21 protein-coding genes and 3 tRNA genes are annotated in these 22,579 nt (G+C 65.1%); 12 read left to right on the forward strand and 12 right to left on the reverse strand.

Features of this window, described 5'->3' with window-relative positions; genetic code table 11:
* Position 1 precedes the first annotated feature (1 nt).
* The gene (mfd, locus tag M6689_RS14530; RefSeq protein ID WP_298273146.1) at positions 2-3,478 is read right to left on the reverse strand and encodes a transcription-repair coupling factor; all 3,477 of its coding nucleotides are present in this window, start codon (positions 3,476-3,478) and stop codon (positions 2-4) included.
* Positions 3,479-3,695: 217 nt separating this feature from the next.
* Here mfd and M6689_RS14535 point away from each other — a divergent pair, with 217 nt between their 5' ends.
* Positions 3,696-4,583: a pentapeptide repeat-containing protein gene (locus M6689_RS14535; RefSeq protein ID WP_298273148.1), complete on the forward strand. Its 888-nt coding sequence runs from the start codon at positions 3,696-3,698 to the stop codon at positions 4,581-4,583.
* Between the two features lie 115 nt (positions 4,584-4,698).
* Here M6689_RS14535 and nadA read toward each other — a convergent pair whose 3' ends face one another.
* A complete protein-coding gene (gene nadA, locus M6689_RS14540) occupies positions 4,699-5,613 on the reverse strand; it encodes a quinolinate synthase NadA (protein ID WP_298273150.1) in 915 nt (304 codons plus the stop codon).
* A 226-nt stretch (positions 5,614-5,839) separates the two neighbouring features.
* Here nadA and M6689_RS14545 point away from each other — a divergent pair, with 226 nt between their 5' ends.
* The gene (locus tag M6689_RS14545; RefSeq protein ID WP_298273151.1) at positions 5,840-6,163 is read left to right on the forward strand and encodes a TatA/E family twin arginine-targeting protein translocase; all 324 of its coding nucleotides are present in this window, start codon (positions 5,840-5,842) and stop codon (positions 6,161-6,163) included.
* Between the two features lie 61 nt (positions 6,164-6,224).
* On the opposite strand, the gene ybgF is transcribed toward M6689_RS14545, so the two are convergent.
* From ybgF to M6689_RS14580, 7 genes are all read right to left on the reverse strand, one after another.
* A complete protein-coding gene (gene ybgF, locus M6689_RS14550; RefSeq protein ID WP_298273153.1) occupies positions 6,225-7,061 on the reverse strand; it encodes a tol-pal system protein YbgF in 837 nt (278 codons plus the stop codon).
* 91 nt (positions 7,062-7,152) lie between these two features.
* On the reverse strand, positions 7,153-7,731 hold the full coding sequence (pal, locus tag M6689_RS14555) for a peptidoglycan-associated lipoprotein Pal (RefSeq protein WP_298273155.1): 579 nt from the start codon (positions 7,729-7,731) through the stop codon (positions 7,153-7,155).
* Positions 7,732-7,867: 136 nt separating this feature from the next.
* Positions 7,868-9,157: a Tol-Pal system beta propeller repeat protein TolB gene (gene tolB, locus M6689_RS14560; protein ID WP_298273255.1), complete on the reverse strand. Its 1,290-nt coding sequence runs from the start codon at positions 9,155-9,157 to the stop codon at positions 7,868-7,870.
* Positions 9,157-9,915, reverse strand: a complete 759-nt coding sequence (locus M6689_RS14565; RefSeq protein ID WP_298273157.1) for an energy transducer TonB — start codon at positions 9,913-9,915, stop codon at positions 9,157-9,159. The genes tolB and M6689_RS14565 overlap by 1 nt, the downstream gene beginning before the upstream one ends.
* Complete coding sequence (gene tolR / locus M6689_RS14570; RefSeq protein WP_298273159.1) at positions 9,912-10,331, reverse strand: protein TolR; 420 nt, start codon at positions 10,329-10,331, stop codon at positions 9,912-9,914. Before tolR ends, M6689_RS14565 begins: the two co-directional genes overlap by 4 nt.
* A gap of 9 nt (positions 10,332-10,340) precedes the next feature.
* Positions 10,341-11,015 carry a protein TolQ gene (gene tolQ / locus M6689_RS14575; RefSeq protein ID WP_298273161.1) on the reverse strand — a complete coding sequence of 225 codons (675 nt, stop codon included), beginning with the start codon at positions 11,013-11,015 and terminating at the stop codon, positions 10,341-10,343.
* 60 nt (positions 11,016-11,075) lie between these two features.
* Positions 11,076-11,855 carry a carbon-nitrogen family hydrolase gene (locus M6689_RS14580; RefSeq protein WP_298273162.1) on the reverse strand — a complete coding sequence of 260 codons (780 nt, stop codon included), beginning with the start codon at positions 11,853-11,855 and terminating at the stop codon, positions 11,076-11,078.
* A 124-nt stretch (positions 11,856-11,979) separates the two neighbouring features.
* Here M6689_RS14580 and hemW point away from each other — a divergent pair, with 124 nt between their 5' ends.
* The 5 genes from hemW to dnaJ all read left to right on the forward strand — a co-directional run bounded on the left by hemW (position 11,980) and on the right by dnaJ (position 18,106).
* Complete coding sequence (hemW, locus tag M6689_RS14585) at positions 11,980-13,131, forward strand: radical SAM family heme chaperone HemW (protein ID WP_298273163.1); 1,152 nt, start codon at positions 11,980-11,982, stop codon at positions 13,129-13,131.
* A gap of 130 nt (positions 13,132-13,261) precedes the next feature.
* A complete protein-coding gene (gene hrcA / locus M6689_RS14590; protein WP_298273164.1) occupies positions 13,262-14,293 on the forward strand; it encodes a heat-inducible transcriptional repressor HrcA in 1,032 nt (343 codons plus the stop codon).
* Positions 14,294-14,318: 25 nt separating this feature from the next.
* On the forward strand, positions 14,319-14,891 hold the full coding sequence (gene grpE / locus M6689_RS14595) for a nucleotide exchange factor GrpE (RefSeq protein WP_298273257.1): 573 nt from the start codon (positions 14,319-14,321) through the stop codon (positions 14,889-14,891).
* 89 nt (positions 14,892-14,980) lie between these two features.
* The gene (gene dnaK / locus M6689_RS14600) at positions 14,981-16,897 is read left to right on the forward strand and encodes a molecular chaperone DnaK (RefSeq protein WP_298273165.1); all 1,917 of its coding nucleotides are present in this window, start codon (positions 14,981-14,983) and stop codon (positions 16,895-16,897) included.
* Between the two features lie 93 nt (positions 16,898-16,990).
* Positions 16,991-18,106, forward strand: a complete 1,116-nt coding sequence (dnaJ, locus tag M6689_RS14605; protein ID WP_298273167.1) for a molecular chaperone DnaJ — start codon at positions 16,991-16,993, stop codon at positions 18,104-18,106.
* A 50-nt stretch (positions 18,107-18,156) separates the two neighbouring features.
* On the opposite strand, the gene thpR is transcribed toward dnaJ, so the two are convergent.
* Complete coding sequence (thpR, locus tag M6689_RS14610; protein ID WP_298273169.1) at positions 18,157-18,723, reverse strand: RNA 2',3'-cyclic phosphodiesterase; 567 nt, start codon at positions 18,721-18,723, stop codon at positions 18,157-18,159.
* 22 nt (positions 18,724-18,745) lie between these two features.
* Entirely contained in the window at positions 18,746-19,795 is a 1,050-nt protein-coding gene (locus tag M6689_RS14615; protein WP_298273171.1) for a CapA family protein, read from the reverse strand.
* Between the two features lie 89 nt (positions 19,796-19,884).
* On the opposite strand from M6689_RS14615, the gene serS reads away from it, so the two are divergent.
* The 5 genes from serS to M6689_RS14640 all read left to right on the forward strand — a co-directional run bounded on the left by serS (position 19,885) and on the right by M6689_RS14640 (position 22,093).
* Positions 19,885-21,156 (forward strand): serine--tRNA ligase, encoded by a 1,272-nt coding sequence (gene serS, locus M6689_RS14620; protein WP_298273173.1) that lies wholly within the window; start codon positions 19,885-19,887, stop codon positions 21,154-21,156.
* A gap of 108 nt (positions 21,157-21,264) precedes the next feature.
* Positions 21,265-21,350 (forward strand) — tRNA-Ser (locus M6689_RS14625).
* Positions 21,351-21,369: 19 nt separating this feature from the next.
* A tRNA-Ser gene (locus tag M6689_RS14630) sits at positions 21,370-21,462 on the forward strand.
* A 50-nt stretch (positions 21,463-21,512) separates the two neighbouring features.
* Entirely contained in the window at positions 21,513-22,001 is a 489-nt protein-coding gene (locus M6689_RS14635) for a DUF2155 domain-containing protein (protein WP_298273175.1), read from the forward strand.
* 15 nt (positions 22,002-22,016) lie between these two features.
* A tRNA-Arg gene (locus tag M6689_RS14640) sits at positions 22,017-22,093 on the forward strand.
* A gap of 52 nt (positions 22,094-22,145) precedes the next feature.
* Here M6689_RS14640 and M6689_RS14645 read toward each other — a convergent pair.
* Complete coding sequence (locus tag M6689_RS14645; RefSeq protein ID WP_298273177.1) at positions 22,146-22,550, reverse strand: MerR family transcriptional regulator; 405 nt, start codon at positions 22,548-22,550, stop codon at positions 22,146-22,148.
* Between the last annotated feature and the right edge of the window lie 29 nt (positions 22,551-22,579).

Consider the following 22,579-nt stretch of genomic DNA (forward strand, 5'->3'; position numbering starts at 1 on the left):
ATCAACCCAGCGTTTTCAAGAGATTTCTGGCCTCGGCGATGACCCCCTCGAAGCTCGTGTCGGCGAGCTCGGCAATGAGCCGGAAGTCGGGGGTGAACTGGTAGCGCTTCGGGTTCGAGCGGATGAGGCCGATGACCGCATCGGGAGGGACCGGTGTCCGCTCGTGGAAGGCGAGGCTGAGGCGCCGGCCGTCGAATTCGGCCAGCCGGACGAGGAGCCGTTTGAAGGGGATCCGCAGCTTCATCACCTCCAGCAGATAGGTGGCGGCCAGCGGCAGCTTGCCGAAGCGGTCCACGAGCTCCGCCATCACCTCGTCCACCTCCGCCCCGGTCTCGGCCTGGGTCAGCTTCTTGTAGATGATGAGGCGCTGGTTCGGCTCCCGGACGTACTCCTCGGGGATGAAGGCGGGGATCCGGAGGTTGATCTCCGGCTCCACCCGCTCGATCCGTTCCTCCCCCTTGAGATTCTGGATCGCCTCCTCCAGAAGCTCGGTGTAGAGGTCGAAGCCGACGGCGGCGATGTTCCCCGACTGCTTGGCGCCGAGGAGGTCGCCGGCGCCGCGGATCTCCAGGTCGTGGGTGGCGAGCCGGAAGCCGGCCCCGAGCTCCGTCAGCTCCTGGATGATCTTCAGCCGCTCCCGGGCGTCCGCCGAGATCGCCCCTTCGCCGGGGATCAGGAGGTAGGCGTAGGCCCGCTGTCTGGAGCGACCCACCCGCCCCCGGAGTTGGTAGAGCTGGGCCAGGCCGAAGGTGTCGGCCCGGTCGACGATGAGGGTGTTGGCGGTGGGGATGTCGATCCCCGATTCGATGATGGTGGTGCAGAGCAGCAGATTCGTCTCGCCGTGCATGAAGCCGAGCATCACCTTTTCCAGCTCTCCCTCGTCCATCTGCCCGTGCCCCACGGCGATCCGCGCCTCCGGGACGATGCGGCGCAGGTGCTCGGCCCAGTTCATGATCGACTGGACCCGGTTGTGGACGAAGAAGATCTGCCCCCCGCGGCGCAGCTCCCGCATCACCGCTTCCCGGATCAGGTCGTCGGAGTTGCGGGCGACGAAGGTCTTCACCGCCAGCCGGTCCACCGGCGGGGTGTCGATGATGGAGAGGTCCCGGATCCCCATCATCGACATGTAGAGGGTGCGGGGGATCGGGGTGGCGGTCAGCGTCAGGATGTCGACCACCGCCTTGTATTTCTTGAGCTTTTCCTTGTGGGTGACGCCGAAACGCTGCTCCTCGTCCACGATGAGGAGCCCCAGGTCCCTGAAGGCGACGTCGCTCTGCAACAGGCGATGGGTACCGATGATGATGTCGACGGCCCCCTTCTTGACCCGCTCCAGGATCTCCTTCTGCTCCTTCGGGGTGCGGAAGCGGGAGAGCATCTCGATCGTGACGGGGTAGGCGCCGAAACGGGCCCGGAAGGTCTCCAGGTGCTGCTGGGCGAGGACCGTGGTGGGGACCAGCACCGCCACCTGCTTCCCGTCCATCACCGCCTTGAAGGCGCCCCGCATGGCGACCTCGGTCTTGCCGTAGCCGACGTCGCCGCAGACGAGGCGGTCCATCGGCTTCGGACTCGTCATGTCGCTGATCACATCGGTGATGGCCGCCATCTGGTCGGAGGTCTCCTCGTAGGTGAAGGAGGCCTCGAACTCCCGGTAGAGGTCGTCGGGGGGGGAGAAGGGGTGTCCCTCGTGGAGCTGGCGGGCGGCATAGATCTGGAGGAGCTCCCCGGCCATCTCCTCCACGGCGGCCCGGGCCTTCCCCTTGGCCTTCTCCCAGGCGGTTCCCCCCAGCTTGTCGACCCGGGGCTCTATCCCCTCGGCCCCCACGTAGCGCTGGACGAGGTTCAGGCGGTCCACCGGGAGGTAGAGCTTGTCCCCCCCCGCGTACTCCAGGAGGAGGAAATCGCCGGCGCAGCCGCTAAGCGAAATATGCTGCAATCCCCGGTAGATGCCGATGCCGTGGTCGAGATGGACCATGTAGTCGCCGGGCTTCAGCTCGGCCAGCGACGTCATGATCTGCTTCTTGCGCAGCTCCGAGACCCCGCGCCGCTTCTGGCGCCGGCCGAAGATCTCCTCCTCGGCGATTACCACGAGCTGCCCCTCCGGGAGCCTGAACCCCCGGGAGAGGTCGCCGATGATCACGTCCACCCTGCCGTCGTCGCGCTCCCGCTCGGCCGGGAACCCGCGGTCCGAGACATTCAGGGGAAGGGGGTAGTGGGCGAGGAGCTCATAGAGGCGCTGAGCCTGCCCCCGCTGGTGACAGACGACGATCACCCGCTGCCGCTCCTCCAGCCAGCCGTTGAGGCGGGCCACAAGAGGCTTCAGCACCCCTTCGCCGTCGGGGGAGAGGGTCACCTTCAGATCGGTGTTCTCCTGGGTGTCGACGGACGCCGTTTCGCCACCGCGCCCCTCTTCGACAACGGCCAGGGAGGGAATGGTGACGAGCCGGCCGGCTTTGAGGAGGGCCGTTGCCTCCCCCTCAGGGAGAAAGAGGGATTCGGGGTGGGGAAAGAGGTCGCCACGCTCGCGGGCGCGGGAGACGGCGGCCTCCAGTTCGCCGTCGATCCGCCGATTCCCGTCGGCAATGGCCGCCGGGTCGATCATGATCCGGACGGCATCGCCGGCGTAGTCGAAGAGGGTTTCGAGCTGCGGGTGGAGGAGCGGGAGGAGCCACTCCACCCCCGCCGGGTAGAGGCCGCTCTGGAGCTGCTCCATCAGCTCGCGCCGGGCCACGGGGGAGATCTCCAGCTCGTCGCAGCGCTCCTTGAGCCGGGGAGCGGCGCCCTTCAGGACCTCGTCGGTCAGGACCAGCTCCCGGGAGGGGAGGAGGAGCAGTTCCTCCAGCGGATGGAGGGAGCGCTGGGTAAGGGGGTCGAAGCTCCGGATCGTGTCGACGAAATCGCCGAAGAACTCGATCCGGACCGGCTGTTCGAACCCCGGCGGGAAGAGGTCGACGATGCCGCCGCGCACGGCGAAGGTCCCCCGGTCCTCCACGAGGGGGACATGGAGATAGCCGAGGGTTACGAGCTTTGTCAGGAGCTCTTCCCGGTCGCTCTCTTCCCCCGGGAGAAAGTAGAGGGAGGCGCCGTCGAGGAGCGCCCGCGGCAGGACGCGCTGGCGGAGCGCCTCGGGGGTGGTTACCACGACGGCCGCCTTGCGGTCCGCAAGCCGGCGGAGGGTAGCGAGGCGGACGCCGGTCACGTCGGCGTGGGGCGATCCCTTTTCGAAAGGGCTCACATCCCAAGGGGGGAAGGGGAGGACGTCGTCGCCGCGGCCGCTGTAGAAGCGGAGCTCGGTGACGAGTTCGGCGGCGGCATCGGGGTCGGCGGCGACTGCGAGCATCGGCCGGTTCGTCTCCGCCATGAGTCGGGCAAGAAGGTAGGCCGGCGCCGACCCCTTGAGGCCGGTGAGTTCCAGGCGGGCGTCTTCGGCGGCGAGACGGTCGGCGATGCGGCGGATGAGAGACGTGTCAATGGGGGTCATGGCGATGGTGCTTTGTCTGAAAATGGGGGTGTTCCACACCCAAAAAAGCATAGCAGAAACGAACGGAACTATCCACCATCGAGGAGCCGGCGGGGATGCGGGAAACGAGAAATCGCTCAAGTAATCCGAAAAAAATCCGATACGGATCAACAGGGGGTAACGGCCGCAGCTCCGGCGGCTCCCCTGACGACATCACGACACAAGGACTGGATGCCACATGAAGTCAGTCATGTTCATGCGCCTGGCAGGTGCGCTCCTGGTCATGGGGCTCTCCCTGCCGGTCACCGGAGCCTGGGCAAAGGGGGCGAAGGGCCGCCGGGAGGGTGCGGCGGCCGACGGGGGGAAGGCCGGGGAAGCCCTGGAGGGGAAGAAGGAGCCCCTCGGGTACGCGGAGTATGTCCGCCTCGTGTCGAGGCGGAGAGGCGCCCGCCATCACCGTGCCAAACGCGCGACGGCAAAGGCGCCCCGGGTCGTGAAGGCTCCGGCGAAGACCGCAAAGGCCCCCGTCGCTACGGCAGTTTCTTCCGTGCAGACGGTGGCCCTCCTGCCGGCCGTTCCCCTTCCCCGTCCGCGGGAGCGCGAATGGCGCCCCTCGCCGGAGGAGGTACGGGAGATTCTCCGTACGAGTCGCAACCTGAGGGGTGCGGTGCTGCGGGGGGCAAACTTCGCCGGCCTCGACCTGCGGGGGGCGGTACTCGTCAATGCCGACCTCTTCGGGGCGAATCTCGACGGAGCGCTCGCGGACGGAGCCAACCTGCGGGGAGCATCGCTGGAGATGGCATCGTTGCGGGGGGCATCGCTGCGGGGAGCGAAGCTGGAGGGGGCCGGACTCTTCAAGGCGGACCTGGAAGGGGCGGATCTCGCCGGGGCCGACCTGACCGGGGTCTACGCCGTCTGCGCCAACCTGCGGGGGGTGGTGCTGGCAACCGCCACCCTGCGGGGCGGAGTGTTCACCAAGGCAGTCGTGGGGGCGCCCCCCGGGGCGGCGAATCTGGCGACGGCTCCCTTTCGCGGAGAGGGGATGGAGCGGGTCGGGGCTCGGGAAGCGGTGCGGGGCGCCTCTTTTCTTCCGGTCAACGGGGAGGTGGCCCGCCTCACGTTTTAGTCTCGAAAACCATCCAGACCACAGGGAAAAAGCTGGCCACCCGGGAGGGAGCCGGCTTTTTTGCATGAAATGGAGATGTTTGCTTTAGGGAGTTTCCCGCCGGATCATGGGGGGCTCAGTCCCGCGGAATGGCGATCATCCGGTCCAGGGCCCGCTTGGCCGGCACCCGAATCTCCTCCGGCACCTTTACCACCGGAGTCATGGTCTTCAGCGCTTCGAGGATATCCTCCAGGGAGGTGAGCTTCATGTTGGGGCAGACCAGGGCCGGGGAGGCGAGGATGAACTCCTTGCCGGGGTTTTCCTGCCGCAGGCGGTAGAGGATCCCCGCCTCGGTGCCGACGATGAACGTGCGGGCCGGGCTTGTGCGGCAGTAGTCGTACATCCCGCTGGTGGAGCAGACGTGGTCGGCCAGGGCCGAGACCACCGGGTTGCATTCCGGGTGGCAGATGAAGAGGGCGCCGGGATGCGCCGCCTTCATGCGCTGGACATCCTCCGGCTTGAGCCGCTCGTGGGTGGGACAGTAGCCGTCCCAGAAGTGGAAGGTCTTGTCGGAGTGGGCCGCCACGAACTGGCCGAGGTTGCGGTCCGGGACGAAGATCACCTCCCGGTCGGGGAGCGAGTTCACCACCTTCACCGCGTTGGCCGAGGTGCAGCAGATGTCGCTCTCCGCCTTCACCGCCGCCGAGGAGTTGACGTAGGTGACCACCGGCACCCCGGGGTGCCGGGCCTTCAGCTCCCGCAGCCCCTCCACGGTCACCATGTCGGCCATGGGGCACCCGGCATCGAGACGCGGCAGCAGGACCGTCTTGTCGGGGGAGAGGATGGAGGCCGATTCGGCCATGAAGTGGACCCCGCAGAAGACGATCACCGCTGCGGAGGTCTTGGCCGCTTCCTGGGAGAGCCCCAGGGAGTCGCCGGTGATGTCGGCGATCTCCTGAACCTCGTCCCGCATGTAGTTGTGTGCCAGGAGGACGGCGTTGCGCTCCTTGAGGAGGGTCCGGATCTCCTGCTTGATCTCGTCGGCGTGCATCGGAGTTGTTCCTTTCTCCCGGGCCGTATACGGCGCGAAATGGGGTGATAGTAAAACAAGGTCCCGCAACCTGTCAAACCCTTTGCGGCGCCCGGAGGAGGCCGTGCTTGACACAAGTGGGCAAAACATCTATTATTTTCACATCTATCCGGTCGGGATTTCCCGCGGATTACGATTTGTCACCGGCGGGTCGGAAGCTCCGGCAGCCGGCAGGGAGGTAGTTTCCATGTTCGGAATCGGAATGCCGGAGCTGATCGTCATCCTGGTGATCGCCCTCATCGTCATCGGACCCCAGAAACTCCCCGACATCGCCCGCTCCCTCGGCAAGGGGCTGGCGGAGTTCAAGCGCGCCTCCGACGACTTCCAGCGGAACCTGGCCGAAGAGGTGAGGTCTCTGGATGAGAAGGAGCGGACCGAGAAAGAGTCGGCGGCGGATCCAGCCAAGCGGGACCTGGCCGCGGAGGTCAAGGCCTACGAGGACCAGGTCGCCCACGAAAAGGGTGCCGCGGATGCCGTCCCGGCGGACAAGGCCGGGCAGAAGACCGTGTAGGGCGCGGGCGCGGCGTTGGGTGTGGTTAGCGTAAAGGCGGGGAGATGATCCCCGCCTTTTCCTATTTCAGCTCCCTCAGTTTTTCCTTGGCCCGCTTTGCCTCCTCGGAGGCGGGGTACTCCTCCACCAGCTTTTTCAGGACGTAGCGGGCGCTTTTCGCGTCGCCGAGTCCCTGGAAGGCGGCCGCCTGTTTGAACATCGCCGCCGGGACCTTCTCCTTGCCGGGGAAGTTCTTGATCACCTCCTGGAACTCGAGGATCGCCTGCTCGTACTTCTTCTCGCTGTAATAGGTCTCGCCGTTCCAGTACCGGGCGTTGGCCGCCAGCTCGCTCTTAGGGTACTGCTCCAGGAATTTGGTGAAGAGCTCCCTAGCGGCGGCGAAGTTGCCGGCGCGGAAGGTATCGAGCCCCTTCTGGTAGAGTCCTTCTGGAGAGGCAACCGCGGCATTCTGGATTTTGGTTTCCGTATCGGCGACCTTTTTCTGGAGACCCTCGATCCCTTTCTCCACGGTGGCAATCCGCTCCTCGACGGCCGCCAGGCGCCGTTCCAGATCTTCGCGCAGGAGCTTGACGTCGTCGGCCGGTTTCCGTACCGCCTGGCCGATGTCGTCAACCTTTCCCGCCAGCACCTGGTTATCGACTTTCATCCCGTCCATGGATGCCTGCAGATCGGCCAGTATCTTTCGTTCCCGCTCCTGTTCGGTCTGAAACCCCTTGAGGGTTGTCTCGATGCTTTCCCGCGTCTCGGTCCGTACTCCCCCGAGCTCCTTTTCCATCCGGAACAGGCGGTCCTTGAGCTCCTCGTTGTCACGCTGGACAACGTCCAGGTCGCTCCTGGTGGCACATCCCGCCAGAGCGATCAGGGCTGCCGCAGTTATGGTTCTGGCAATCTTGTTCATCGATAGTTATGCCTCCATGGTCCTAATTGATGCGGTATAGAGAAGGGGAGCCGTCGCCGGCTCCCCAATCGTTACCGATCGTGTCGTTCCACTACTTGACGATGATTAATTCGACCCGCCGGTTCTTTGCCCACGCTTCCTCGGTGTGGGCGGGGTCGAGGGGCTTCTCTTTGCCGTAGCTGATGGTCGAGAGCCGTTCGGCCGGAACGCCGAGGGTCACGAGGTAATCCATGGCGGCCTTGGCCCGCTTCTCGCCGAGGGCAAGGTTGTACTCGTCGGAACCGCGCTCGTCGCAGTGCCCTTCGAGCGACACCTTCGACGCGGGCTGTTTCTTGAGGAGGATTTCGGCGTCCCGGTAGAGGGTGTCGCGGGCCTGCTGACTCAGGACATAGGAGTCGAAGTCGAAGTAGATCCGTTCGAGAGCCGCTTCAGCTTCTTCCCCTTTGACCCCCTCCTGGGGCGCCTCTGCCTTCACCGCTGCTTCCGACACCGGTTGGGCCGCCATCGGCTCTTCCGTCTTCGCCGGCGCCGGCGCCGGAGCGGGGGTGGGCGTCGGGGCGGCCATCGGGGCCCCTTCCTCGGGCTTCACCATCTCCTTCTTGGCGCAGCCGCCGGCGACCATGAGGGTGGCACAGAGCAGGGCGACGAGACCACGGGTTCCTGTACGCATAGAATTTCTCTCCTTTGGTTGAATTGCGGACGCAAATGGCAGTATTGGAGGGCAGGTGCCCCGAAACGGGTCAATTATATATGATCGGAGCCCGTTTTCAATACATCCATGCGACGCGCGGAGAAAAAAATCGTGGCTACCAGCGGGGGGACCAGGTCGGGTGGGAGTCCTTCCGGGCTCCCCGGGAGACACGGGTCTGGCCGCTGCCGTCGGCCCGCATTACGTAGATCGCCTCGCCGCCGTCGCGGGTCGAGCTGAAGGTGATGAAGCGGCCGTCGGGGGACCAGCGGGGGTGCTCGTTGCTCCCTTCGCCGGTCAGCCTCGTGTCGCCGCTGCCGTCGGCGTTGATGACGTAGATCTGGAACCCCCTCTCCTGGCGGCAGTAGGCGATCCGGTCTCCCTTGGGGGACCAGCGGGGGGAAACGTTGTAGGCGCCGTTAGTGGTGAGCCTTCGGACACCCGAACCGTCGGCGTTCATGATGAAGAGCTGGGGCTTGCCGAGGCGGTCGGAGACGAAGGCGATCTGCTTTCCGTCGGGGGACCAGGCGGGGGAGACGTCGATGGCCGGATTGTTGGTGAGGCGCTTCATCTGCCTGCCGTCCCGGGAGATGACGTAGATCTCCGAGTTCCCGTCCTTGCTCAGGGCGAGGGCGATCTGCTTCCCGTCGGGGGACCAGGCGCCGGTGACGTTGATCCCGCGACGGGTGGAGATGGCCGCCTCGGCCCCTGTGGCCAGTACGCGCCGGTAGAGATCGGGGTTGCGGCGCCGGTAGGAGGTGTAGACGAGCTCCCGCCCCGTGGGAGAGAAGTCGGGGTTGAGGTTGATGGAGCCGTTGCGGGTGAGTTGCTGGACGTGGTACCCGTCATAGTCCATCAGGTAGAGCTCCTTGTTCCTGCTCCGGTTGGAGACGAAGGCGATCTTGCCGGTGAACGGCCCCCGCTCGCCGGTCAGGGACTCCAGGATGTCGTCGGAGAAGGTATGGGCGATCTTGCGCAGATCCCTCTGCCGGCCGGAATAGCGTTTGGCCAGGACCTCCCGCCCCTGGTTCACGTTGTAGAGGCGAAACTCCGCCGTGAGGGTGTCGCCGGAGAGGGTGTAGCCGCACTTTACCAGGAGGTCGACCCCGGCGCCGCGCCACGGGGCGAAATCGAACTCCCCCGGTCGGATGCCGGCGGCGGTGACCGGTGCCGCCGGGGCGGCGACGGTGAAGAGGCCGGCCAGGGTCATGTCGGCCCGGAGGACCTCGGCGATCTCCCCGGCACCGGGGAAGTCGCCTCCCCCCAGGCGCCGGGGGGAATCGACGGCCAGGGTCAGCTTGTTGGCGCCGGCGGCGGTCACCTCGCGGTACGTTTCCTGGGCCTGCGGCAGCGACGGGAACAACAGTGCGACGACGATGGTCAGAAGGAAAAAGGTTCGTTTCGTAATCATTTCTTTCCCACTCCCTGGGGCCGGAAAATGAAGCCGCATTCGAAGGTCCCCCCACCCGGCGGGGGAGAAAAGGTCTTCTCCGCCCGGGCTATCGCCTTCGAGACCGATTCTTCGAAGATGCGATCGCCGGTGGAGTGCTCGACCCGCTGTCGGATGATGTGGCCGCCGGCATCGATGGTGAGCCTGATGACCATTTCCGGCGAACTGGTCTGATAGACGATGGTGGAGCGGAAGGCGTCCCGCAGCCGCGACTGGATGTAGCTTGCGTAGTCGCTTCCCGCCTGGGTGCCGGTGCCGGCCGGCATTCCCGCCTGTCCGGCGCTGCGGGCGCTTCCCGCAACCTTTCTCCGCATGGCATCGAGGGCCGCCTCCTGGTGGCGCTCATCGGCGGTGCTCTGGAGCTTCGCCAGCCGCTGCTCGAATTCCCGGCTGCTCTCCTCGGCCGGCACCGGCTTCTGCTTGCCCGGAAGCGTCCCCTTCACCGGGAGCGGCTTGCGCGGCAGGGCCATCTCCGGTTTCGGGGCGGCGGGGGGAGGGGGCTGCGGCACGCTTCCTCCCGCCACGGTGGGGCTACCGGCGCGGGGGGAGGCCACCGGCAGGTTCACGACGTCGACGTAGTAGACCGGGGCCTCCTGGAGGGGGGGCGAGGGGAAGCGGGCGAAGAGGACGGCGGAAAAGAGGATGGCGTGGAGGATGAGGGACGCGGTGATTCCCCAACCGAGCCCCCGCTCTGGTGATACGGTCGTGCGGTTCATTTCCTCTGGGCGGGCTCCGTCACCATGCCGAGACGCTCGATGCCGGCACCCTTGATCTCGGCCATGGTCCGCACCACGTCGCCGTAGGGGACGTCACGGTCAGCCTTGAGAAAGACCTCCTTCTTGGTGCGGTTGGCCACCATGGTGGTGAGTTTCGCCTTCAGGTCGCCGGCGGCGACCTCGGCGCTGTTGATGTAGACCTTGCCGCTGCGGTCGACGGATACCACCACCGCCTCCTCCTGGGCGCTCATCGCCTTGGTCTCGGCCTTGGGGAGGTTCACCTGCATCCCCTGCTGCATCATCGGGGCGGTGACCATGAAGATGACCAGGAGCACGAGCATGACGTCGACGAGGGGGGTGACGTTGATCTGCGCCATGGTGCCGCGGTCGCCGTTGTTTCTGCTGCCGACTTCCATCCCTTCCTCCTATTTCCGCGCGAAGGTCCGCTGCACGATGTTCAGGAACTCTGTGGAGAAGTTATCCATGGAGGCGATGAGGACCTTGATCTTGTGCTGGAAGTGGTTGTATCCCATGACGGCGGGGATGGCGGCCACGAGGCCGATGGCGGTGGCGATCAGCGCCTCGGCGATGCCGGGGGCGACGACGGCCAGGGACGCGGAGCCGGTCTCGCCGATCCCCTTGAAGGCGGTCATGATCCCCCAGACGGTCCCGAAGAGGCCGATGAAGGGGGCGGTGGAGCCGGTGGTGGCGAGGAAGGTGACGTACTTCTCCAGCCGGGTGATCTCCGAGGTGGTGGCGCGGCGCAGCGCCCGCGAGATGTTGTCGATCCCGCCGAGGTCGGTGCTGACCACATCGGGCTCCTCCTTCTGGTCTCCCTTTTCCACGAGCCGCTTCAGCTCGGCATACCCCTCGCTGAACAGCACCGTGAGGGGGGAGTTGGCGAAGCGGTCGATCTGGGCGTTGATGGCGTCGAAGCGCTTTGCCTTCCAGAAGAACTCCAGGAAGCGTTCCGACTCGCTGTTGGCGCGATTTACCTGGAGCAGCTTGAAGAAAATGATGGCCCAGGAGACCACCGAGAAGAAGATCAGGACGATCAGCACCAGCTTGACGACGAGGCCGGTTCCGGCGAAGAGGGTCACGACAGTACCTCCAGTGTTGAATGGTCTATTGATTGCGGCGGTCCGGCTGTCCGGACCCTTTCAGTAATATTCGGGCTTGCGGTCGGCGAAGCAGGGGATCGCCTGACGCCAGTTTTCCATCAGCTCGAAGTCGAGGTCGGCGCAGATCTCGCACTGCTCGTATCCCCCCTCGGCCAGAAGCTCCCCCTTGGGGTCGATGATGAGGCTCGATCCGAAGAAATCGAGCTTCCCCTGGACGCCGCAGCAGTTGGCCGCCACCACGAAGAGCTGGTTCTCGATGGCCCGTGCCCGCAGCAGGGCCCGCCAGTGCTCCTCCCGGGGCTTGGGCCACTCGGCCGGCACCACGAGGATCTCGGCCCCCTCCAGGGCGAGCCGGCGGGGGAGCTCCGGAAAGCGGAGGTCGTAGCAGATGAATACCCCGACCCGTCCCACGTGGGTGTCGACCACGAGCCAGTTCTCCCCGCCGTCGAAGGCCCGGTCCTCGCCCAGCAGCGAGAAGAGGTGGATCTTGCGGTAGCTGCCGAGGAGCCGTCCCCGGTCGAGGACGTAGGCGGTGTTGCAGACCCTCTCCCCGTGGGGTTCGGGGAGGCTCCCCACGATCACCATCCCGTACTCTTCCGAGAGCCGCCCCAGCTCGGTCACCACCTCGGGGGTCCGCTTGGCGAGCTCGTTCAGCTCCCGGTAGGCGTAACCGGTGTTCCACATCTCCGGCAGGACGGCCAGGGAACACCCCCCGGCGGCGAGCCGCCCCAGTGCCTCGCGAACGTACGCCATGTTGGCATCCACATCCCCGAGCCTCACGGTGAACTGGACGGCCCCGACCTTGACGGTTCGTTTCATCCACGTCCCTCCCCGCCCGGCGACCGGGCTTGGTCAATAACCCTGCCAGTGTAGCGGTAACCTGCCATCATTTCAATACAAAGATGCTTGGACATCGACGGGAGGGGTGGCGTATCATGGTTCCATGGCCGAACCGGTTTCACTCTACATCCATATCCCGTTCTGCGTGCGCAAGTGCCGCTACTGCTCCTTCGTGTCGGAGGCCGACGCGCCGCTCTCCCCCCGGGAATACACGGACCTCCTGCTGCGGGAGATGGCGCTGCGCGCCGGTCGCGGGGCGGTTCCCTCGCGGGCGCCGACCCTCTACCTCGGCGGCGGCACCCCGTCGCTCCTCCCCCCCGGAGAGGTCGGACGGATCATAGAGACCGCCGGGCGGCTGCTGGGGCTCGAGGCCGATGCCGAGGTGACCCTGGAGGCGAACCCCGGCACCGTCACGCCGGCATCCCTTGCCGGCTACCGGGCGGCCGGCGTTAACCGCCTCTCCCTGGGGGTCCAGTCGTTTGATGACCGGATGCTCGCCACCCTGGGCCGGGTCCACTCGGCCCGGGAGGCCCGGGAGGCGTTCGACGCGGCCCGGCGGGCCGGTTTCGACTCCGTCGGCATCGACCTGATCCACTCCCTTCCGGGACAGGATATCGGTCACTGGCGGGGAGAGCTGCGCCGCGCCGCCGACCTCTCCCCCGAGCATATCTCCGCCTACGGGCTCACCGTGGAGGAGGGGACCACCTTTGCCCGGCTTGAGGCGCAAGGGGCGCTTCTTCTCCCCGGGGAGGAGGAATCGGCCCGGATGTTCGAGGAGACGGCGGAACTCCTGGCGGCGTTCGGCTACGAACATTACGAGATCTCCAACTACGCCCGGCCGGGGCGCCGCTCCCGCCACAACCGGGTCTACTGGCGCCGGGGGAACTATCTCGGGTTCGGGGCCGGCGCCCATTCGTTCCTCCGTTCCCCCTGGCCGGGGGTCCGCTGGAAGAACCCCGACGAGCTCGCCCGCTATGGCCGACTCCTCGCCGCCGGGAGCCTTCCCGACGAGGATGTCGTAAGCCTCTCCGGGCGGGCGGCGATGGGGGAGTGGCTCTTCCTCGGCCTCCGGATGCTCGACGGGGTCGAGACCGCCCGGTTCCGGGAGGAGTTCGGCGCGGAGCTCGAAGCGGTCTACGGCGGGGAGGTGGAGAGGCTTCGCGCCGCCGGGCTCCTCGATGCCGCAGGGGGGGTGCTGCGGCTCACCCGCCGGGGGATTCTCCTCTCGAACCAGGTCTTCGCCCGGTTTCTCTAGCCTTTCCCGCCGCCGCGCAAGCCCCTTCCCCAGCCGTTAAATCCCTTGACAAAAATGGAGGGTGGTTGTTAACTTTACCCTGGTTAGCACTCATCTTGTCTGAGTGCTAACGTGCGTTATGGGGTACGGTATGCGCGAAGGGCTCTCGGAGCGGAACAAGAAGATCCTCGAGGCGATCATCGAGGACTATATCGTAACGGCCGAACCGGTCGGCAGCCGGGCCGTCACCAGGCGGCACGGGCTGACGCTTTCGCCGGCCACGGTCCGCAACGTCATGGCGGACCTGGAGGAGATGGGGTTCCTCACCTCCCCCCACACCTCGGCCGGCCGCGTCCCCACCGACAAGGCGTACCGTTTCTACGTCGATTCGCTCCTGGCGGTCGGCACCATCGACAAGGCCGAGAGGGAGCGGATCCGCAAGCGCTACAGCCTGGCGGGGCGCGACATCGGCGCCGTCCTGCACGAGACGAGCAAGCTGCTGTCGTCCGTCTCCCACTACATGGGGATCGTGCTCGCCCCCCGCTTCTCGTCGACCATCTTCCGGCATTTCGAGTTCGTGAAGCTGAGCGGCCGGCGCATCCTCGCCATCCTCGTGGCCCAAAACGGCACCGTCCAGAACAAGCTCATCGAGTCGGCGGAAGAGCTTTCGGCCGACGATCTCGTCCGGATGTCCAACTATCTGAACGAGCTCCTGGAGGGGCTTCCCGTCTCCGAGGTCCGGGCGAAGATTCTGGCGGAGATGCAGAACGAGAAGGTCCTCTACGATGCCCTCCTCACCCGGGCGCTGAAGCTCTCGGAGCAGACGATCGAGGAGGGGGGCGCCCAGATCTTCATCGAAGGGCAGACCAATATCTTCGAGCAGCCCGAGTTCACCGACGTGCGGCGGATGAAGGAGGTGTTCCGGGCCTTCGAGGAGAAGAGCCAGCTTATTCACCTCCTCGATCGCAGCCTCTCCGCCGAAGGGGTTCAGATCTTCATCGGCGCCGAGACCCGGCTGAACCAGATGGAGGGGCTCAGCGTCATCACCTCCCCCTACCTCTCGGGGAAGAACACCCTCGGGGTCCTGGGGGTCATCGGTCCGACCCGCATGGGATACGGCAAGGTGATCCCCATCGTCGACTACACGGCGAAGCTCGTCAGCAGGCTCCTTGAGGAAGAATAGAACTGAAACGGAGAAAGGAATGACCGTGGACAAGAAAAAACACGCCTCTCACCTGGAGGCCCCCCATACGGAAGAACAGGCCGCCGCTCCCCGGGCGGAGGCGGCGCCGGCGGAGGGGGCCGAACGGATCAGGGAGCTGGAGGAGCGGCTTGCGACCAAGGAGGCCGAGGCAGCCGCCAACTGGGACAAGTTCGTCCGCGAGCGGGCCGACCTGGAAAATTACCGGAAGCGGACCCAGAAGGAGAAGGAGGAGCTCCTCAGGTACGGCAATGAGAGCCTCGTGACGGAGCTCCTCCCCATCGTCGACAGCATGGAGCGGGCCCTGACCCACGCCAACGAAGAGAGCCTGTCGGCGGTGATCGAGGGGGTGAAGATGACCCACGGCATGCTCGTGGCGGCCCTGAAGAAGTTCGGGGTCGCCGCCGTGGAGACCGAGAAGGGGACCCCCTTCGACCCCGCGTTCCACCAGGCGATGTGCCAGGTGGAGGACGACGACCTCCCCCCCAACACCGTGGCCGAGGTCTTCCAGAAGGGGTACCTGCTGAACGAGCGGCTCATCCGCCCCGCCATGGTCTCCGTGACGGTGGCCCCAAGGTAAATTGCGAAAAAACGGCACACCCCCCTTGCTTTCCGGCGGGGGGATGACTAGGTTCTGGTTGAGAGACACACCAAAGGAGGATTAAGTTCATGAGTAAAGTCATCGGTATCGACCTCGGTACCACCAACTCCTGCGTTGCCATCATGGAGGGGGGGGAGCCGGTTGTCATAGCCAACGCCGAAGGAAGCCGCACCACACCGTCCATGATTGCCTTCGCCGAGAGCGGCGAGCGCCTCGTGGGGCAGCAGGCCAAGCGTCAGGCGGTCACCAACCCGGAAAACACCCTGTTTGCCATCAAGCGTCTCATCGGCCGCAAGTACAACACCGAAGCGGTCCAGAAAGACATCAAGATCTCCCCCTTCAAGATCGTCAAGGCCGACAACGGCGACGCCTGGGTGGAGGTGCGCGGCAAGCAGTACTCCCCCCCCGAGATCTCGGCCATGGTGCTCCAGAAGATGAAGAAGACCGCCGAGGACTACCTGGGCGAGACCGTCACGGATGCCGTCATCACCGTTCCGGCCTACTTCGACGACTCCCAGCGCCAGGCAACCAAGGATGCCGGCAAGATCGCCGGCCTGAACGTCCTGCGGATCATCAACGAGCCGACCGCCGCCGCCCTTGCCTACGGCCTCGACAAGAAGAAGGACGAGAAGATCGCGGTCTTCGACCTGGGGGGCGGCACCTTCGATATCTCGATCCTGGAACTAGGCGAAGGGGTCTTCGAGGTGAAGTCGACCAACGGCGACACCTTCCTCGGCGGCGAGGACTTCGACCAGAAGGTCATCGACTGGATCGCCGACGAGTTCAAGCGCGAGCAGGGGATCGACCTGCGCGGCGACAAGATGGCGCTCCAGCGCCTCAAGGAGGCGGCCGAAAAGGCCAAGTGCGAGCTCTCCTCCTCCATGGAGACCGACATCAACCTCCCGTTCATCACCGCCGACGCCACCGGCCCCAAGCACCTGATGCTGAAGCTCTCCCGGGCTAAGCTGGAGGCCCTCTGCGCCGAGCTGATCGACAAGCTCGAAGGCCCCTGCCGCACCGCCCTGAAGGATGCCGGCCTCTCTCCCGCCGAGATCGATGAGGTGATCCTCGTCGGCGGCATGACCCGGATGCCGGTGGTCCAGAAGCGGGTGCAGGAGATCTTCGGCAAGACCCCCAACCGGGGGGTGAACCCGGATGAGGTGGTCGCCATCGGCGCTGCCATCCAGGGGGGGGTCCTCAAGGGTGACGTGAAGGATGTGCTCCTTCTCGACGTGACGCCGCTCTCCCTCGGCATCGAGACCCTCGGCGGGGTCATGACCCGCCTCATCGAGAAGAACACCACCATCCCGTGCCGCAAGAGCCAGGTCTTCTCCACCGCCGCCGACAACCAGCCGGCGGTCACCATCCACGTCCTCCAGGGGGAGCGGGAGATGGCCTCCGACAACAAGGCCCTCGGGAACTTCGAGCTGACCGGCATCCCGTCGGCACCCCGCGGCGTTCCCCAGATCGAGGTCACCTTTGACATCGACGCCAACGGCATCGTCCATGTCTCGGCCAAGGACCTCGGCACCGGCAAGGAGCAATCGATCCGGATCACCGCTTCTAGCGGCCTCTCCAAGGATGAGATCGACAAGATGGTGAAGGACGCCGAGTCCCACGCCGCCGAGGACAGGAAGAAGCGCGATCTGATCGAGGCCCGCAACCAGGCCGACTCCCTCGTTTACTCCACCGAGAAGTCCCTCCGGGAGTTTGGCGACAAGATCGACGCCGCCGAGAAGCAGAAGATCGAGGATGCCGTCGCCGCCCTGAAGAAGGTGATGGGAGGGGACGACCTCGACGCCATCAAGAAGGCGAGCGACGAGCTGATGCAGGCCTCCCACAAGCTGGCCGAGGCGGTCTATGCCAAGGCCCAGGCCGAAGGGGCGCAGCCGGGGGCCGAGGCGGCCGGCGAGGCGGGGGCCGGCGCCAGGGGAGAAAAGGTGGTCGACGCCGACTTCGAAGAGGTCAAGGACGACAAGAAGTAACCATTACCCGGGATGACGAAGAAGGCTGAAGGGAGAGGGACTAGGTGAAGTACCCCCTCCCTTCAGCCTTTCGTCGTGAGAAAAGGACCGATCTTGGCAGCAGAAAAACGCGATTACTATGAGATTCTCGAAGTCCACCGCAATGCGTCGGACACCGAGATCAAGAAGGCCTTCCGCAAGCTGGCGATCCAGTACCACCCCGACAAGAACCCGGGGGACAAGGAGGCGGAGGAGAAGTTCAAGGAGATCACCGAGGCGTATGAGGTCCTCTCCGATTCCCAGAAGCGGGCCCAGTACGACCAGTTCGGCCATGCGGGGGTCGGCGCCGGCGGCTTCTCCTCCGGCGGGTTCGGCTTCGGCGCCGGGACCCCCTTCGGGGACATCTTCGGCGACATTTTCGGGGATATCTTCGGCGGGCGGCAGCGGGGCCGGGGGCGCCGCGGCGACGATCTCCAGTACAACCTGGAGCTCGCCTTCGAGGAGGCCGCCTTCGGCGTCGAGAAGGAGATTCAGGTCCCCTACGGCAAGCGGTGCGGCGAGTGCGGCGGCAGCGGCGCCAAGCCGGGGACCGAGCCCAAGGTCTGTCCCACCTGCCGCGGTGCCGGGCAGGTCCGGTTCCAGCAGGGGTTCTTCAGCGTCAGCAAGACCTGCGGCCATTGCAACGGCGAGGGGCGGGTGGTGGAAAACCCGTGTATGTCATGCCGCGGTTCCGGCATGGTGCGGGACACCAAGACCCTCTCCGTGAAGGTACCCGCCGGCGTGGAGACCGGCACGCGGCTCAAGCTCACCGGCGAGGGGGGGCAGGGGATCAAGGGGGGGGGCAATGGCGACCTCTACGTGGCGATCTCGGTCCGTGAGCACCCGATCTTCACCCGCGAAGAGAACGACGTTATCTGCGAACTCCCCATCAGCTTCGTCCAGGCGGCCCTCGGCTGCGAGGTGGAGGTGCCGACCCTGGACGGGACGGTATCCATGAAGATCCCAGAGGGGACCCAGTCGGGACGGATCTTCCGCCTGCGGGGCAAGGGGGTCCCCCAGCTCCAGGGGTACGGCCGGGGCGACCAGCTGGTCGTCATCAGGGTGGAGACCCCCACCAACCTCAACAAGCGCCAGAAGGAGCTCCTTGAGGAGTTCGCCCGCATCAGCGGCGAGGAAGCCCATCCGCTGAAGAAGGGGTTCTTCGACAAGGTGATGGACATCATCAGCTGATCCCTCCCAACGACCGCGGCCGCCATCCCCTCCGGAAGGCGGCCGCTCTTCTATTTTTCCCGAACGACAACCGTCTCCGCCCGCCCCGCAAGGGGATAGCTCGCCTCGCGCCGGTGAATGGCCCCCTTTGGGGTCAGGCTGCTTGAATAGAGGTGGAATGTGTCGACCGTGAACGGCTCGCTGTGAAAGGAGGCGTTTCGCGCCAGGAAGGGGGTGATCTCCGCCTCCCGGTGCTCCCTCAGGCGTGCCAGGGTGATGTGGGGGGAGAAGGGGCGCTCTTCCGCCGGGATTCCCGCCGCAACCACCGCCGCCTCCACCCCCTGCTGGAGCCGTTTGAGGGGCTCGTTGCCATTGAGCCCCACCCATAGGACTCGCGGGCGCCGGGGGGAAGGAAAGCAGCCCACTCCCCGGAGGGAGAGGGGGAAGGGTGGGGATGTGATTTCTGCCAGGCCGCGGCGGATGATCCCAGCGACGGCATCGTCGACCTCGCCGATGAACCGCAGCGTCAGGTGGAGCTGCTCCGGCGGCAGCCACCGCACCCCGGGAACCCCCTGGCAGAGGGCCGCCACCGACTGCTTTACCTCGTCGGGAAGATCGATTGCCACGAACAGGCGCATGGCACTTCTCCTTTCCGCCCCATCAGCGGGCAGCGATGCGCTGGTCGGTTCCGGGGACCCTGGCGGTGAAGCGCCCCTCCGAACCCGAAATCACCGTGCCGAAGGGTTGTGACAGCCGGTTCAACCGCTCCATTACCTCCGCCCCCTTGGGCCCCGCGAGGATCTCGGGCTGGTAGCGGGTCTCCCGGTGGAGGACGTTCAGGGGGATCAGCTCCACTGTGGTCTCGGTGCCGGAGAGGGTCAGCCGCGCCATGACGCTTCGGTCGGCGGCGGTGCTCCGGCTGCCGAAGGCGAAGTTGCCGAGGCTGTAAAGGATCGGCTTTCCCCGGTAGAACTCGATGCCCTGCAGCACGTGGGGGTGGTGGCCGATGACGGCGTCGGCGCCGGCGTCGATGGCCAGACGGGCCGTCTCCATCTGGTACCGCTTCGGAAACTCCGCCCGCTCCGCTCCCCAGTGAAACGATACCACCACGTAATCGGCCTCGGCCTTCACCCGCCCGATATCCTCCCGCACATGGGGCGCGTAGCCGGGGGCGGTGCCGGCCCGATCCGCGCCGGCGAAAAACTCGGCCGGATAGGTGAGGGAGTAGGCGAGGAAAGCGACCCGCTTTCCCCGCACCACGACCACCGCCTCCCGGCGGGCCTCCGCCAGCGACCCCCCGGCACCGGTGTGGGCGATGCCGTGGCGAGAGAGGGTTGCCAGGGTGTCCCGGAGCCCCTCGTCGCCGTAATCCATCATGTGATTGTTGGCGAGGGTTAGGACCGAGAAGCCGGCCCGCTTCAGGGCCTCAGCGGCGGCCGGGTTGGCCCGGAAGCGGTACGTCTTGTCCCGGTACTCGTTCCCCCTCAGGGTGAGGGGGGCCTCCAGGTTCCCGATGGCGATGTCTCCCCGCCGAAGCTCCCGGGCTGTCTTCGCGAAGGGATAGTCGTAACCCCTCCGGGCGAGGGTGGCCGTGGCGCTGCCGGCGAGCATGATGTCGCCGACGCAGGTGATGACGATTCCCTCGGCGCCAAAGGCGGGGATGGCGAGGAGGGTCACGATGGCGGCAACAATCAGCCGGGTCAGGCACATGGTGGCTCCGTGGGGGAAAAACGGTTGACTCTTCGGGGCGCGAATGCTAAGAACTATAGCTTTAATGCCTGAAAAGTAAAGGACTTTCCATGCTTGACCCCAAACACCTGCGGGAAAATCTCGAGTCTGTCGAACAGCGTCTCGCCACCCGCGGCGGCGCGGTGACCTTGGGCCGGTTCCGGGAGCTGGACTCCCGCCGCCGCGAACTCCTCAGGGAGGCCGAATCCCTCAAGGCGCTGCGCAACGCCGTCTCCGAAGAGATCAGCCGGATCAAGGACAAGAGCCAGGCCCAGTCCCGCATCGCCGAGATGCGCGAAGTCTCCGCCAGGATCAAAGTCCTTGATGAAGAGCTCCGGGGGGTCGACGACGAACTCCAGGCGGTCCTCCTGACGATCCCCAATATCCCCCACGAATCGGTGCCCGTCGGCGCCTCCGAGGTCGACAACCGGGAGGTGCGGAAGTGGGGAGAGGCTCCCCGCTTCGGGTTCTCGCCCAAGCCCCACTGGGAGGTGGGCGAAGGGCTCGGCATCCTCGATTTCGAGCGGGGTGCCAAGCTTACCGGCGCCCGCTTCACCCTTTACCGCGGTGCCGGTGCGCGCCTTGAGCGTGCCCTCATCAACTTCATGCTCGACCTCCACACGGAGCGGCACGGCTACGTGGAGACCCTCCCGCCGTTCATGGTGAACCGCGAGAGCATGACCGGCACCGGCCAGCTCCCCAAGTTCGAGGAAGACCTCTTCCGCCTGGCCGACACCGACTACTACCTGATCCCCACTGCCGAGGTGCCGGTAACCAACATCCACCGGGGGGAGATCCTGAAGGGTACGGAACTCCCCCTTTCCTACACTGCCTATACCCCTTGCTTCCGGAAGGAGGCGGGCTCCTACGGCAAGGATGTGCGGGGCCTGATCCGCCAGCACCAGTTCAACAAGGTGGAACTGGTCAAGTTCGCCCATCCCTCCACCTCCTACGATGAGCTGGAGCGGCTTCTGGCCGACGCCGAGGAGGTGCTCCGCCAGTTGGGGCTCCACTACCGGGTGGTGGAGCTCTGCACCGGCGACATGGGGTTCTCGGCCGCCAAGACCTACGACATCGAGGTGTGGCTCCCGGCCCAGGATACCTACCGGGAGATCTCCTCGTGCAGCAACTTCGAGGATTTCCAGGCCCGCCGGGCTTCCATACGCTTCCGGGAGGACGACAAGGCCAAGCCCGAATTTGTCCACACCCTGAACGGCTCGGGTCTTGCCGTTGGCCGGACCCTGGTTGCCATCCTCGAGAATTACCAGCAAGAGGACGGGACCGTGGTGGTTCCCGAAGTATTGAGACCCTACATGGGGGGATGCACGGTCATCGGCCGGTAGGAGCGGATGCCGAAAAAATTGATTGCGTGGCCCGGCAAAGTATGGTAAACAGGACGTTCCGTGCGGTTGGTTTGGGCGGAAAAGGTATGTGAGAACGGTTGGACTCTCGGAGGAGTGGCCGAGTGGTTTAAGGCGGCGGTCTTGAAAACCGTTGAACGAAAGTTCCGTGGGTTCGAATCCTACCTCCTCCGCCACCATCAGAATGACTTTCAGGGAGAGATGGCCGAGTAGGTCGAAGGCGCTCGCCTGCTAAGCGAGTATACTGGGAAACCGGTATCGAGGGTTCGAATCCCTCTCTCTCCGCCAGATATGAGACACGGCAGTCCCAAGCGGGTGCAGGAAGACGAGGAGGAACCGTGAGAGCGGTAGCAAAGGCTGTAGCACTTGCAACCCTGGCGATGGTCGTCGTCGCCGGATGCAAGAAACAGGATGAGAAGAAAGCCGAACAGGCGGCACCGTCCCAGGCCCAGGGGCCCGCTAAGAAAGAGTCGATCGTTGTCGTCCCCGATAGCGTCAAGGGGAAGTGGAAGGCGGTGAAGATCGCCGTCACCGACAAAACGGCCAATAAAGAATCCGTTTACACGGTTGGGATCGGATCGGAGCTTGCCATTCCCAACAGCGATCTCTCCATTAAGGTAGAAACGTTCCTTCCGCAGTTCACGATGGATGGGACAACACTCACCTCCCAATCGAATGAGCCTAAGAATCCGGCAGCACAGATTCGGATCATGGAGGGGGGCAAGGAAGTGTTCAAAGGGTGGCTCTTCTCGCTGTATCCGACCACCCACGCGTTCAACCATCCCAAGTACGGCTTCACTCTGGTGGATTTCATCCCCGCCAGCTAATTGCAGCAAACATACGCGCTCGTAGCTCAGCTGGATAGAGCATCAGACTACGAATCTGAGGGCCGGGAGTTCGAATCTCTCCGAGCGCGCCATAAAATCAAGGGGTTAGGCAGATTGCCTGACCCCTTTTTATTTCAAGGGCGTTCACCGGGCGGTCGAGTTCAATTTTTCGATCATTTTCAGCCGATAATCGACAATGTCTTTGCGCAGGGAGGCGAGACGCTCCATCTTTTCGTCCACTTTGTTGATGTGGGAGTCGAGAATCTCGATGAGGCGCGGGATCATGTTTTCGGTCTGTTTGGCATTTCCGTAGGCAACGTAAAGGTCCTGCATCTCCTTTATGGTCAGGCCAAGTTCCTTGAGTTTGAGGATGAACTTCATCCGTCGCACCATGTACGGGGTGTAGTAGCGATTGCCACCCTCGGAGCGGGGAGAGGCCTCGATTATGTCGACTTCTTCCCAGTAACGGAGTGTTCGCGTCGTCAGGCCGAGGTTCTTTGCAATGTCACCAATGGAAATGAGTTCTTCTGGGGGAGCGGAAGAGGTCATGTTTGTTTTTCACCTTTACGTAAAATATT

This window comes from Geobacter sp. (genome assembly GCF_027327745.1).
Lineage (GTDB): Bacteria > Desulfobacterota > Desulfuromonadia > Geobacterales > Geobacteraceae > Geobacter.